This is a genomic window from Nostoc sp. (assembly GCF_036917375.1).
GTDB lineage: Bacteria > Cyanobacteriota > Cyanobacteriia > Cyanobacteriales > Nostocaceae > Nostoc.
The window spans coordinates 1-13,060 of record NZ_JBALDN010000099.1 but is presented as its reverse complement, the minus strand read 5'-3'; the positions used below and the strand labels follow the sequence as shown (position 1 = coordinate 13,060).

General features: G+C 41.5%; 11 protein-coding genes. 5 read left to right on the top strand and 6 right to left on the bottom strand.

The window, feature by feature from the left end:
• Positions 1–19: 19 nt before the first annotated feature.
• Complete coding sequence (locus V7K45_RS27100) at positions 20–955, bottom strand: ferritin-like domain-containing protein (protein ID WP_335008162.1); 936 nt, start codon at positions 953–955, stop codon at positions 20–22.
• Positions 956–1,210: 255 nt separating this feature from the next.
• Here V7K45_RS27100 and V7K45_RS27095 point away from each other — a divergent pair, with 255 nt between their 5' ends.
• The 3 genes from V7K45_RS27095 to V7K45_RS27085 all read left to right on the top strand — a co-directional run bounded on the left by V7K45_RS27095 (position 1,211) and on the right by V7K45_RS27085 (position 2,711).
• Positions 1,211–1,450, top strand: a complete 240-nt coding sequence (locus V7K45_RS27095) for a hypothetical protein (protein WP_335008160.1) — start codon at positions 1,211–1,213, stop codon at positions 1,448–1,450.
• Positions 1,451–1,549: 99 nt separating this feature from the next.
• Complete coding sequence (locus tag V7K45_RS27090) at positions 1,550–1,912, top strand: pentapeptide repeat-containing protein (RefSeq protein ID WP_334843572.1); 363 nt, start codon at positions 1,550–1,552, stop codon at positions 1,910–1,912.
• Positions 1,913–2,069: 157 nt separating this feature from the next.
• On the top strand, positions 2,070–2,711 hold the full coding sequence (locus tag V7K45_RS27085; protein ID WP_335008158.1) for a hypothetical protein: 642 nt from the start codon (positions 2,070–2,072) through the stop codon (positions 2,709–2,711).
• Between the two features lie 28 nt (positions 2,712–2,739).
• Here V7K45_RS27085 and V7K45_RS27080 read toward each other — a convergent pair whose 3' ends face one another.
• The gene (locus V7K45_RS27080) at positions 2,740–3,420 is read right to left on the bottom strand and encodes a Uma2 family endonuclease (RefSeq protein WP_335008156.1); all 681 of its coding nucleotides are present in this window, start codon (positions 3,418–3,420) and stop codon (positions 2,740–2,742) included.
• A gap of 99 nt (positions 3,421–3,519) precedes the next feature.
• Positions 3,520–4,188, bottom strand: a complete 669-nt coding sequence (locus V7K45_RS27075) for an SMI1/KNR4 family protein (protein WP_335008154.1) — start codon at positions 4,186–4,188, stop codon at positions 3,520–3,522.
• A 260-nt stretch (positions 4,189–4,448) separates the two neighbouring features.
• Between V7K45_RS27075 and V7K45_RS27070 the strand changes: the two genes are divergently transcribed.
• Positions 4,449–6,860, top strand: coding sequence for a tetratricopeptide repeat protein (locus V7K45_RS27070; RefSeq protein ID WP_335008152.1), 2,412 nt, complete (start codon positions 4,449–4,451; stop codon positions 6,858–6,860).
• Positions 6,861–6,919: 59 nt separating this feature from the next.
• Here the strand turns inward: V7K45_RS27070 and V7K45_RS27065 are convergent, their stop codons facing one another.
• Complete coding sequence (locus tag V7K45_RS27065) at positions 6,920–8,467, bottom strand: hypothetical protein (protein ID WP_335008150.1); 1,548 nt, start codon at positions 8,465–8,467, stop codon at positions 6,920–6,922.
• Positions 8,468–8,667: 200 nt separating this feature from the next.
• Here V7K45_RS27065 and V7K45_RS27060 point away from each other — a divergent pair, with 200 nt between their 5' ends.
• Positions 8,668–9,378, top strand: coding sequence for a Uma2 family endonuclease (locus V7K45_RS27060; protein ID WP_335008148.1), 711 nt, complete (start codon positions 8,668–8,670; stop codon positions 9,376–9,378).
• Between the two features lie 144 nt (positions 9,379–9,522).
• Here V7K45_RS27060 and V7K45_RS27055 read toward each other — a convergent pair whose 3' ends face one another.
• Both V7K45_RS27055 and V7K45_RS27050 read right to left on the bottom strand, forming a co-directional pair.
• Entirely contained in the window at positions 9,523–11,514 is a 1,992-nt protein-coding gene (locus V7K45_RS27055; protein WP_335008146.1) for an ATP-binding protein, read from the bottom strand.
• Positions 11,511–12,782, bottom strand: a complete 1,272-nt coding sequence (locus V7K45_RS27050) for a DUF4255 domain-containing protein (RefSeq protein WP_335008144.1) — start codon at positions 12,780–12,782, stop codon at positions 11,511–11,513. The genes V7K45_RS27055 and V7K45_RS27050 overlap by 4 nt, the downstream gene beginning before the upstream one ends.
• Positions 12,783–13,060: the final 278 nt, after the last annotated feature.

The window sequence follows — 13,060 nt, the reverse complement described above, 5'->3', positions numbered from 1 at the left end:
CATTTGTCCTTTGTTTTTACTAATGTCTAATTTCAAATAAATCTTGCAGATAGTCTGGTGTGAGGGTGTTGTTCCAACTCCACAAACGATGCATTGTGTAGGCAAAGGTGAAGAGGAGAGTTGTTTTGTTGGTTAATGACCAAGCATTCCAGTTAAGAGTACCCATCATCCGGTGGAGAGTACGCATGAGGCTGTTACGCTGATAGTTTTGCGATCGCGTTTTAATCAGCGTGCGTCCAATTCGCATCAACCCAGTATCAGGAAAAGCCCAGACTCCAAACCCCCAGAATTTGGTCATGTGGTTGATTTCATCCTGTGCTAGTTCCTCTAGAACATCTTGGAGTGCGCCAGTGGTGTGAGCCATCAACCAAATATAAAGACAGGTAGCTCCGTATTCTGTGGCAATGCGGTGTAAGCCGTGGCGATATAAGTCTTCGTTAGTGTCATCTGTGGGAAGATAGCTTCTAACAGCCCGAAGTTTTGGGGTAATTTTCTCGCCCGTTAATTGGGTGTAGATTTTGATTAATGCTGGTGTGTGCTGACGTTCTTCCTTTTCCCACAAACCAAGTTCCAGTAGTTCGCCATCTTTACCGACAGTTCCACCAACAAACCGAGCCATCTGAGGATGCAATTCCAAATACTGCCGACTGGTTTGGGTATAACCGCGAATGGGTGCTTCTGTATCCATCGCACCTATCAAGATAGATAAAAATACCTCTGCATCTAAGCCGATAATTTGATTGCGGTTAATCGTCTGCCAATCGATGGGTTTCCAGGGACGCGGTTGGGGATTGGCAAACTGTATCGGTAAATCTTGCAGGCGATTGTGTAGTTTTTCGACTGCAATATATCTGTCTATGAGTGAACGAATGCGGCGCTGTGTTTGCAAGTAATGAGGACTGGGATAGCTTTGACCTGCTAAGTCTGCTGTAATTGGGTTGAGGGTGTTAAGCATATTTTTATACTTAAATTTTTATCTCTATGCCCAATAGCCTAAGCGATCGCACTTCGTTTTGTCAGTCGGCTGAAGTCGGCAGTTTTATGCGATCGGGTTGCAAAAGTCGGGGAAAAAGTTGGTTATAGAAAATTTTGGTTTCAAACCTCGCCGTTCGTTCTAAGGCGACTTTACAAACTTAGAAGAGAGAATTGCAGAGAATCTAGCAAAATTGTTAGAACAAGGGTAGATAAAAGTTGAGTAACAGGATAAATCATGAACGCTTATAAAACATATATCACCATTGCAGATCACAAGCAGTTAGTATTATCTGATTTACCATTTAAAGCAGGACAGAGAGTTGAGGTGATTATTTTGACAGACGATAATCAAAGTGTTACTTTAGCAGAAGAATTAAAAAAGCTATTCAAAGAAATACAAGCGATACACGCAGATAATCCTTTAACTGATGAAGAAATAGCAGTAGAGATTGAAGCTTATAGACAGGGAGAATGAAAATAATTATTGATAAAAACTTTTTCTTAACAATTTTGTACTGGATATTTTCTAACAGAGCTTGTTAAGTAGTAACTGCCGTGTTTTGGAAGTTAAAGTATGACTGCTGAAGAACTGTTGCAACGTTACGCTGCTGGTGAAAGACGCTTTATTGAAGTCGATCTCAGTGGTATTGATTTGAGCGGAGCTAATTTGTCAGAAATTGGTTTGTGCAGATGTAATCTCCGAAATATTAATCTTTCTGGAGCAAATTTGCTTGGTGGGAGCCTCATGGGTTCCGATTTGAGTGGGGCTAATCTGAGCAAAGCTAATTTAGAAAGTGTTGCTATGCAAGGAACGAATTTGGAAAATGCTACTTTGCTCGGTGCTAGAACTATCGAAACTGAATTTGCTGGAGCTTTCTTCTGTAATACCACGACTGAAGAAGGGGATGTTGTTCAAGAATATGAATACTTCGACTAATGCCATTACCACAGCAATTAATTAAGAATTAATTAGCTCAAAAATACACTCAAATTATTTTTACTAAAGTTACCTGTCTTCTGGTCATATTCTAACAATGCAATGCCTGACAAACCCTAACAATAAGTAGATTTCAATTCATGAGGATACTAAGGTAATGTCGATTTTGACTGAGGCGCTTGAAAGAATAAGTAGTGGCGTTCTTTTTACCGAACAGGGCATGAGTCTTGAAGAGGTTGAAAGAAGACTTAGTTTTTTCCCATTCCGGCTGTCTAATGAAGCTTACGAGTTTTATCAATGGGCTGGTGCACCCACTGGGGATCAAATGCCTGACGGTTGGGATGGTTCTTATAACGACAACTCAACTTATTATTGCTTCTTGGAGCAGCTGTTAGAAGGCGCAGACGATTTAATTCATTTTCTATCCTTAGAGGAAGCTGAGAAATATTATTCTCCGAGGGATGCAGATATATATGACCCAAAGTGCTTGCCATTCGTTTCCTATGAGAATGGCAAGCTAGTCATTGTTGGTTCAGAAACTCAGATTGAGACTTCTCCAGTGCTGCAACGAGAAGATATTAAAGATAAGTTATGGTTTCCAAGTTTAACGAATATGATGTTAGCGATCGCAGAGGCTTTAGAGACAGTAGGGACAATTCTGCCAGAGTTGTCCAGGAACTATGATGATGAAGATTATGGTACTGATGATTATGATGATAAAATTCGTAAAAACTGTAAAGTAGTAGGAGAAATAGCTCAAAAGCATGGTTCTCCAAGGGGAATAATTCTTACTAATTAAGCATTTGATACTAAGCAATAATGGCTGCTTAATCTTCTGGCAGTTCCCCAAATTGCTGACGATAACGCTCAAGTTGTTTTTGCGCTAATTCAAGCTGTTCTTCTGACGTTTGATAGCGCTTTCCTTGTTGGTCATACCAATACAAAACCTGACGCTGGATATTACCAGATACGTATTGCCCTCTACCGATTCCCAAACCAATTTCTGGCATCCAAAAGGGTTCACCAATTTGCAATTGATAACTACCATCTACTAAACGATAAACCTCAAAAGGTTGGTGACGGTCTCTTTGCCAATACTCTGGATTATAAATAATGTAGTACAGTACCCCTAACTTGGCGTAAGTGTCTAATTTTTTGTCATATTCTCCACCCGGAGTTAAGGAGACAATTTCCAAAGCCAAGATAGGCACTATGTTATTTTCTTCCCAAACAACATAGCTTTTACGAGATTTACCTTCCTTGCGGCGTTCTACACCTAAGCTCAAAAATCCGTCTGGCACAATCGGCACAAGCGGACTAACCCCTGTAGTATGGTAAACGCCCATATCCACACTGAAAAACCAGTCATTACGATTTGCCCAAATATATTGCAGCAAGAAGAGAAGCAGGTTAGGAATAAAGTTCTGGTCTTCGTTATCCACAGGAGTATCGTCTGAACAAGGAAGTTCAGCACTGCTAGGCAATTGACGGGGGTCTGACTTCACCATAAGTAATGATGGTGCTGATGTTACCTAATGAGTTTTATTTTATCAAGAAAGGCAGAGGGCAGAATGCGATCGCCGAGGATTAAATTTATCTCAAAGAGTTTAGGCGTTGGTTGATGAAATATCGCCATTAATATAACGCTGATATATTTCCTCGCATATTCTTGAAACTGCTGCTCCTTTTCGGGTAATTGAATTTGCGAGATAATCTCTTGCCATATACTTGACATTAAGCAAACAGTTCATTTCTTCATTTATAATATCCCAAGCATTTTCTTTTTCCACGAAGTAAGCTGCTTCATACCAATCTGCTCCATGCAAAATTAGGTTAGTCAAATTGTCGTAACGCAGTGAATAGTCATTACATTCTGAGTCGTATATGCGTATGATGCTATTTCTCTGTGCATTAGGCACAACTGTATACAAAACACTGCCGTTACACCAAAGTTGGAAAATAGGGAAACTATGTTCAAACCAGTATGCTTCTTCACGCTCGTGATAGCGAATTTCACCCATTTGCTCGTGGTAAGCACTTACAGCTGCATTCAAAGACATGAATTCATAATTTTCAAATAGGAAATTATATCCTGATGAACCATTACGCCATTGATACAGTTCGTAAACCTCTTCAGGTAATTTAAAGGGCAGAAATCTAGTACTTTGTTCAATATCTTCACGCGAAAGTCCTGGAGCTAGACAAGAAATTTGCTCAGGTCTATTTTTGGTAAACCATGTATGAATTCGTTTCAGTCCTTCAGTTAGTTCTGACATTTTACGCTCAAACTTTCCCAAACTAAAGAATCTAGTTTATATGCAGAACAATTTGTATGTTTTTCAACACCAATTGTGCAACTTCTTTCCAATTTTGGCACGGTGACACTTAGAAGATTTTCGCTAGAGGTTTCCAGGCAATGTCGGAAAAGTCGGGAAAAAAGTCGGGTTTACAGAATCTTATCCGAAAACTCCAGCAACATAACTGTAAAGTAATTTATAGTTGTCCCTAAAATCTGAACTACCCTTGTCGTTACACAATGGACGCTGAAGCAGCATTAGCATGGTTAGATGCCACAATTCCCCCGCAGACTGGGGAACGGTTGAGCGATTTGCAAAAAGTGATTCTTGTGCAAGTTTGGTTGGGTAGAAAATACTTGGATATCGCTCATTCTTACGGTTGTACGGAAGGACACGCCAAGGATGCTGGTTCTCAGTTATGGAAGCTGCTTTCTAAAGTATTGCGAGAAAAGATAACCAAAAGTAATTGTCGCGCTACTTTGGAACGGGTTTTGAGAAAAACTACTGCGATATCATCCAGTCTGATTGATTACTCGCGATCGCCCCAACCCACCCCAAAATTAGAGGATACCAATTTTATTGGACGAACAGAAGCGATCGCTCACCTGAATACTTTGGTAAATCAAGGCTCGAAAGTCATTGTTATCCAAGGTGAGGGAGGCTTAGGCAAAACCACTCTAGCGCAGCAATATCTGCAAACTCAGGGGTTTGATTTGGTTTTAGAACTGCTGATGGCGAAGGAAACGCAAAATATCACCCCCGCCGAACGCGTAGTAGAGGAATGGCTTAAACAAGATTTTGACGAAGAACCTGGGGTAGAATTTGGGGTGACATTGGGGCGACTCAAGCGCCAACTCCACAATCGGCGGATTGGGGTGTTAATTGATAATCTCGAACCTGCATTAGATCGACAAGGTGGGTTAATTGCTTCTCACCGCAACTATGTGGAACTATTGCGGGTTTTAGCTGATGCCAGGGTGCAATCTGTTACCTTGATTACTAGTCGCGATCGCCTTTGTGAACCTGGGTTGAATGTGAATCACTATCGGCTTCCTGGTTTGGATGAAAGTGCATGGCAACAGTTTTTTAGCAACCGGGGATTAGCCATCGACTCGCCAACCTTGCAAATCATGCATCGCACTTATGGCGGTAATGCTAAAGCAATGGGAATTCTCTGCGGTTCGATTCAGGAGGATTTTGACGGTGATATGGCTCTTTATTGGCAAGAAAATCATGCCGATCCGTTAGCAGCAACCGACTTAAAAAATTTAGCAGTTAGTCAAATTAATCGTCTGCAAGCCCTCGACCCTCAAGCTTATCGCCTGCTTTGCCGTTTGGGATGTTATCGTTACCAAGATATACCCACCATCTCATCACAAGGGTTGTTTTGTTTACTTTGGGATGTTCCAGCCAATCAACATCGCCAAATTATTGCCTCCTTAAGAAATCGGTCTTTGGTGGAGTGCGAAAAAGGTGAATATTGGCTGCATCCGGTGATTCGTGCAGAGGCGATCGCACGTTTACGCCTCACCGATGAATGGGAAATTGCCAACCACAAAGCCGCAGAATTTTGGACAGCTAGTATTAAACAAATTGAAACCTTTAAGGATGCTTTGCAAGCTCTAGAAGCATATTATCATTATATAGAAATTAATGAGTTTGAGTTGGCTGGTAAAGTTATTCTCCAAAGTCGAAATAATCAATGGCAGCAGTTTTTGCCTCTTGGAAGTACGTTGTATCGGATGGGTTTAATTCAACCGATACTTGCGGCAATTAATCGAGTTGTTAAAAATCTGGAAAATGACCAAAACCTCAGCGAACTTTATAATATATTGGGCGATCTATATTGGATAACAGGTAAAATTAGTCAAGCGATCGCTTGTCAAGAAAAGACTATTACTTTAGCAACCCAAGCACTTAAATCACTTATACCTCAGGCAGAAAATAAACATACAGTTTACTATCTGAGAATGCTAGAGGTAGATTCTTTATTAAGTATTGGTCTTTACAAGATAGATTTGTGGGAACTAGAGGCAGCCGCAAAGTTATTTCAACAAGTAATTTATTTAGCTCAAAATACCGAGCATCACCGCTGGGCAGAGAAAGCTTCAGTCTGTTTAGCTTTGGTGTATTCTTATTTAGGTTTGCGCGATCCCTCATATCAATTAGCAGATGTAGCGTATCAAAATATTACGAACGACAAACTGATAGAACAGACTGGAAGATTTGTCTATTTTATGCAAATTTTGGGTCAAACCTACGTCAATTTAGGCAAATTTTCTCAGGCAAATCAGATATTCCATCAAGCTTTGACTTTTGCTGAAGAAAGTCACTATATGCAAGTAAAAGCAAAAACACTCAATGGTTTAGCAGAAATCCATCGGCAACAAACAGATTTTGCATTAGCTATTGCTAATCATACAGAAGCAATCGAACTTTTGGATAAAATAGGTGCTAAATGCGATCTGGCTGAAGCTTATTTTCAACTGGGTTTAACTAATCAAAGGATGTCAAAACCTGATGAAAGTCAAATAAATTTTGAGCGAGCAATTCAGCTATTTACTGAAATCAAAGCACCGAAACAAGTTGAAAAAGTTTTAAAGTATGCTACTCAAATCTGTGTCACCAGTCGGAGATTGGAAACGATGTAAAATCTTTGATTTAGTAAACGGCTCTGGAAACAAATCAAAGTAAATAATTAAAAGTTGACTCAAGGATTTGGCGCAGTCCATTGAGAAGCGGTTTGATCGTACTTCCCTCGTATGGTTGCAGCGCGAGGACGAGCTGCTGCTAAAGCCTCTAGCTCATCGTCTTCCGAGGTATAGTCTCCAAAATCTACACCTAATAAACCACCATTACCTAAAATCCCGATACTCTTCAAATGATCCTCAATATTATCTAAATCAAGAATGTCAGAGTCATCATTACTTAAAGTTCCCATCCACATAATCCAAATATCTTTTTCTATTTGATCGACTCCAGGTTTAGTAGGGTCATAAGCCAAAATAGAATTACCAAAGGCACTCATCGTAGTTGCTTTTTGTCTCAATTCACTAAAGACACTTGCCATTCCATTAATACGCTCGTTCATGGCATTAGTTGCTGTTAGTATATCTGCTGGCGAATATGACGATGCACCACCAGCAATTTGTACCCTGATTTCTGCAATTAATCGCTCAAGAATAACGGTGTTTTTATGTAAGTTTGCTAATACTTTATTGGTTTGCAATGCACCACGATACATTGAGGCAACGTGTTGCCAAATATTACTTCGCAGCATATCCGGTGAAAGGCCACTAGGTTGTAAATCGCTGCCTCGCGTTGTTATGGCATCTGATACAGCAAGAGCTACTGCTGAAGAGGCAGCTCCTTGTAAAAATGAAGAACCGGCTGCTGTACCTGCATCAGCGAGGGTGAGAGCAAACCATCCAGCGGCGGTAGAAGGAGCAATATAGGCGGCGGCAAGACCTGCTAAAACACCCGTTCCTATTCCTAAAAATATTCCTCTCCAAAGAGTTTGATTTTGTGCTTCCGCTCTTCCTTGACCAATTACTCTTGAGTAATTGCTGTAAGCCATATCGTAATTTATAGAGAAAATTCTTAATTTTGTACTGATTAAATCAGTATTTGCTACAGATAAATCTACATAAATACTACCTAAATTATGACAAGCATCAATTAATCTTGCATTGGCTTCCGTCAGTGGCAGTTTTGTCGAAAGTTCTGTAACTACTGGATTTTTTGGCGCTCTCTGCAACACATCTCTTTGCAATATCCCACCTTTCTGTTGTACTACATGAGTCAACTGATTATTCCTTGGCGATTTCCTTTGCCCAAAGTAAACATCGAGAGGTTTAGTTTGCACTTCTTCCTCTTGAGTCTGTTCTTCTGCTGTCATTTGCGGTTGCATCGCAGTATTAGGCATTGACATGACTTGATTAGCCACCCTATCGGCTTCCTGCTCATACTGGTCTTCTGGTTCTCCAATCGTCAGTTTTGCTTGTGGACGACGCAACGCTATGTTACTAATGTCGTGAAGTGGCCTTTTTTTGATAGCTTGTGATTCCCAGGATTGTTCGCCAGCAGATTGTGCAGCTTGCAGGTCGGTTGATACCTCAGAGGATGCTTGGATTGGAGCTTTCTTTGCGATGTCAAAGCCGCGCACTGGATTCGCCAGCGTTGGAGTTGTTGCTGAGAGCAGCGACGGATTTGAAGTGGATATACCTGCTTTCTTAGACCCAAATATGCGATCGCTCATCTCACATCCTCAAGCATATTTTTGAATCAAATTATACAATTTGTTTAGTGGCGATCGCTATCGACTTAAGTAGAAATTATTCTTTGCCAGCAGGTGTTTTGTGTGAGCGAGATTTATAATTCTAGAAAGCTGGGGCGATCGCTTTTGCAGGTGAATGAATTGGGTTAAGTTAGATTTATCTTGTCAAAATAGAAATTATTATGTCTTCTGCTCAAGATTTAGGAATAATTTTAGAATACACACCAGAAGATGTTATATTTCCTCCTGGTGATTTATACAGTGATGAACCACCTTTGGAAACAGAACTTCACTTGCGGCAAATACTGCTGTTAATTCAGTGTTTGGAATGGTTGTGGCAGGAGCGTCAAGATTTCTACGCTTGCGGTAACATGACGATTTATTACAGTCCGCGTCAACGCAAGTCTGAGCAATTTAGAGGCCCCGACTTCTTTGTAGTTTTAAATACCCAACGCAAAGTACGCAAAAGCTGGGTAGTTTGGGAAGAAGATGGCAAATACCCAAATGTGATTGTAGAGATTCTTTCTGACAAAACAGCTGCTACTGATAGAGGGTTGAAAAAGGAAATCTATCAAGATATTTGGCGGACTCCTGATTATTTTTGGTTTGACCCGGTAAGTTTAGAATTTAAAGGATTTCACTTATTAGATGGTCGTTATCAAGAACTGCAAGCAAATGAAGCTGGTTGGTTATGGAGTCAGCAATTGCAGTTATATTTGGGAGTTTATCAATCGAAGTTGCGCTTTTTCACTCCCGATGGACAACTGACACCCACGCCAGAAGAAGTAGCACACCAAGAACAGCAACAGCGTCAACAAGCCGAGCAACAACTTGCTCAAATGGAGTCCATGCTTGCTCGCTATCGGGAAAGATTTGGTGAATTACCAGAGTAATACCATTTTAGATTTTGGATTTTAGACTTCGGCTGCGCTCAGTCGAACGATTTTGGATTTGGAATTGCTTTCGTGCGTCTGGCTTGGTGTGAATCCATCTGTCGCAATCATTTTTCAAATTGGTATAAGGTCAAAATTGTCAAATCACATCCATCCTCCAACTTCCGCATCAGTCAAGGGTTTCTCTAACTTACTATATTCTGTTTGAGCCGCCCGCAATACGTGTTTCATCTGCACTGGTTCCCCGGCATCGGCAGCGAGGAAAGCGGCATTTAAGGCTATGTTACGGATATTACCCCCAGCAACATTGAGCCGTGCTAGTTGCAGAGCATCTAAGTCTGCGGTTGGGGTTTCGGCTGGAAAGACACGCCGCCAAATTTCGGCTCGTTGCGTTGTATCGGGGAAGGGAAACTGCACCACAAACCGAATCCGCCGCAGAAAGGCTGTATCAATTGCACTCTTCAAGTTAGTAGTCAAGACTGCTAAACCTGGGTAACTTTCCATACGTTGCAATAGGTAGCTAACTTCAATATTGGCATAGCGATCGCGCGCATCTTTAACTTCACTTCGTTTACCAAATAAAGCGTCAGCTTCATCAAATAACAAAATCACTCCACCTTGTTCTGCGGCATCAAATACCCGGCGCAAATTCTTCTCTGTCTCGCCAATATATTTGCTGACTACTGATGATAGGTCAATCCGATAGAGGTCGAGGCGTAATTTCTGGGCCAGTACTTCTGCTCCCAAAGTTTTACCAGTGCCGCTACTACCTGCAAATAGAGCGCTGATTCCCAATCCTCTAGCACTCTTGCCCCCAAAACCCCAATTGTTATATACAGTACTACGTTGCCGTACATGAGCCGCAATTTCCCGGAGAACTTGTTTCTGCGCTTCTGGTAATACTAAGTCATCCCAATCCCCAGATGGCTCAATTCTTTGGGCGAGTTCATCTAAGCGCGGACGTGCTTGTACGCGGCAGGCATCCCATAAAATGCTAGCGATCTCGGTTTCTGGTGTTTGTGCCAACTGTCCTGCGGCTTCTGCACAAGCAGCGCGAATGGTTGCAGCACTGAGGTTAAACTGATCCACTAAGGTTTTGACTTGCCCATTCATTTGCGATGCACTCGCCCCTAATGCATCTTGCCAAACTGCACCTTGTTCTTTGCTAGTTGGTTGATGTACGTCAAAATTAACTACTAGGCGTTGTGATAAGCCGATCCGTTCCCGACTCGTGACTATTAAAAAGCCCTTTGTGCGTTCAATGAAACGAGCGATCGCATTCAGCCGCGCTGTATCATTAGTATCCAGTTCGTTGCAGTCTATGAGTAAGGCACTCTTACTTAAAATAGTCTCACGAGTCCACAGGCGGATGAGATTATCCAATTCGCCAGGTGCTAAAGGAATGACTTGTGCAGGCATTATCCACAAGCTTAAACCCTGAAGTTGACAAATTGTCGCGGCAATGTCACGTTTACTAGCAGTTTCACCACTAGATAACTGGATAATTGGTAAGCTATTAACCTTGTAAGCTTGTGACCAAACTGCTGCAACTCGCTCTGCTAAATCTTGGTGCGAGGGTACTAGATCGCTAACCTCTTGTAATGGCTCAATAATACCAGCTAGCCGTTCGTCAAGATATTGAATACCCGTGAGATAATGTAGAATTCGCTCGTCAATTCTCAAGGGACTAAGAGTCAGGGAATGACCATCACCAATTTGAATTAATCGCCAATAACGTAAGGGAGCATTTGGAGCGATCGCATCCCAGTGGACATCGGGTAAAGCTGCCAAAGCTAAACCCAAAGTTGGGTAAGCTCGTTGTGAATCGTCGTGAACGATGGCACACAATTTGGCAAAATCCCCATTTAATTCCATACCTGCACATAACAGCAACAGATCGCGCTCAAAGGATGAGAGGCGAAACATTTTGCAGACTCTCTCCAATGCTGATGGTGCAGGCATAGCAGCAGCGGCTTCCTGTAACGTCTGCTGTAAATGCTCTTGGTAGTTCTCTTCAGGTTGATTTTGCTCTTTTGCCGTGTGATTTTCCAAAATACCACGCACTACAGCTAAGGCTGCTGATAGGTAGCGGTAGTTTGCCTCATCCCAATTGTGATTAATTGTCGTAGCATTCATAAAATTGTCACCTGTGGCGAATCATATTCCCCTAACTCATTCTTTTGCAGTGGACTTTCGGCGCCATCTACCCGCGCCCGGACAATATAAGTTCCTGGCTTGACATTTTTGACTGGAATCGCGATCGCATCAGTGTCTTGAGTCGGTGGTGTAACCAAAAAAGAATAACTTACCGGACTATCACTTGATACCTCATTGAGTAGCAAAACTACCCGCTGTGCCTTACCTACTTTGGGCTGGAATTTAACGGTAATTTCTGCTGCGCGTAAATTCTCACCGCTATTTTCTACTTGAGTGACGAATGCTGTAATTGTTGGATGTAAGACAAAAGCCGCAACGTTTGATTCAACTAGATGATTTGTTTGCTCTGCATTACCCATTGTTAGATGTACAACTTGGACACCCTGTATGCTTGCGTATAAATCTGGCGGGACTAACAAGCTGATTTGCGTTTCTTTTACTTCTTGAGGTACTAGTAATGTCTCCCTATTACCGAAACGAACTCGTGTGATCTCACCGCGTAACCGTTTACCACGAATTACTAATGTTGTACCTGCAACAATCATAGGTTCAGTTTTTGTCTGAGCTATAACTTGTTCTATATTCGGTTGAGACAAGGGCATCATGTAAAAATTTTCAGATTTTTCATTGGTACTTTCAATCAATACCATTGACGCCAAATAGGTAGCTGAAGGTCGATAGTGTGTTTGTAAAGCAGACCATAACTTAGAAGTTTCTTCCATGTTAAAAAACTCTGGAGTCAATTTGATCTGCCCAATTTGTTCAGCTAAATCGGATACAGACACAGTTGCTACAGCTTGCGAAAAAGCACTTGAGGTATTGGTTGTAGATGCATTTATCAAAGTATTTTCAATAATATCGGATGCGATCGTTGGTGTTTTGTGTAATAAATGCATTGCATAGCCGAGTAAAAGCTCTGCCTGAAAATCCTTGGCTCCGTAGGCTGTTAGTAAGTAGTGGAGATCGAGAGCTAGTGGTGGAGTTGGAGAACGGGGGTTTCCATTAATCCGTGAGTGCCTGTTCCGAAATTCTTGAGATACCCAATCCACATTGCGATTCTGCGTCACTTGATAGAGAAAGAGGTTGATTTGAGCACGCTCGTCAGCTTCAACTGAAATTCGATCGGGCGGTAGGGCAGTTACAATCACATCACCAACACTAGCAGCGATCGGATCGCTGACTAAACCATTTTCCAGCAAGACTTTTAGTACTGCTGTTACTGCGGCTATAGAGAGCACATTACTCATCCTGATTCCTCATGGCAATAGCACATATTAATCATGTACGCCAGAGTACATTAATAGAATAATATATTTTGCAAAACTTTAAGTCCTGTTGTCGCCAAGACTATCAGCACGAACGCTTAAACTTAAACCTTCATGGGAGAGTAGTTTTACTTTTTTCACTTCATCGATCTGTGATGTGAAAAAAGTATTTAGACATCTCCAAAATAGTATTATTCTGTGATAAAAGAAGATTAAAGAGTTATTTTTACACAGAAGCATGAGCAATATACTGAATTACA

What these genes read in the sequence shown, in the direction of transcription:
- V7K45_RS27100 (WP_335008162.1), bottom strand. Translation starts at nt 955, where the DNA reads ATGCTTAACACCCTCAACCCAATTACAGCAGACTTAGCAGGTCAAAGC.
- V7K45_RS27095 (WP_335008160.1), top strand. Translation starts at nt 1,211, where the DNA reads ATGAACGCTTATAAAACATATATCACCATTGCAGATCACAAGCAGTTA.
- V7K45_RS27075 (WP_335008154.1), bottom strand. Translation starts at nt 4,188, where the DNA reads ATGTCAGAACTAACTGAAGGACTGAAACGAATTCATACATGGTTTACC.
- V7K45_RS27055 (WP_335008146.1), bottom strand. Translation starts at nt 11,514, where the DNA reads ATGAATGCTACGACAATTAATCACAATTGGGATGAGGCAAACTACCGC.
- V7K45_RS27090 (WP_334843572.1), top strand. Translation starts at nt 1,550, where the DNA reads ATGACTGCTGAAGAACTGTTGCAACGTTACGCTGCTGGTGAAAGACGC.
- V7K45_RS27080 (WP_335008156.1), bottom strand. Translation starts at nt 3,420, where the DNA reads ATGGTGAAGTCAGACCCCCGTCAATTGCCTAGCAGTGCTGAACTTCCT.
- V7K45_RS27060 (WP_335008148.1), top strand. Translation starts at nt 8,668, where the DNA reads ATGTCTTCTGCTCAAGATTTAGGAATAATTTTAGAATACACACCAGAA.
- V7K45_RS27070 (WP_335008152.1), top strand. Translation starts at nt 4,449, where the DNA reads ATGGACGCTGAAGCAGCATTAGCATGGTTAGATGCCACAATTCCCCCG.
- V7K45_RS27050 (WP_335008144.1), bottom strand. Translation starts at nt 12,782, where the DNA reads ATGAGTAATGTGCTCTCTATAGCCGCAGTAACAGCAGTACTAAAAGTC.
- V7K45_RS27085 (WP_335008158.1), top strand. Translation starts at nt 2,070, where the DNA reads ATGTCGATTTTGACTGAGGCGCTTGAAAGAATAAGTAGTGGCGTTCTT.
- V7K45_RS27065 (WP_335008150.1), bottom strand. Translation starts at nt 8,467, where the DNA reads ATGAGCGATCGCATATTTGGGTCTAAGAAAGCAGGTATATCCACTTCA.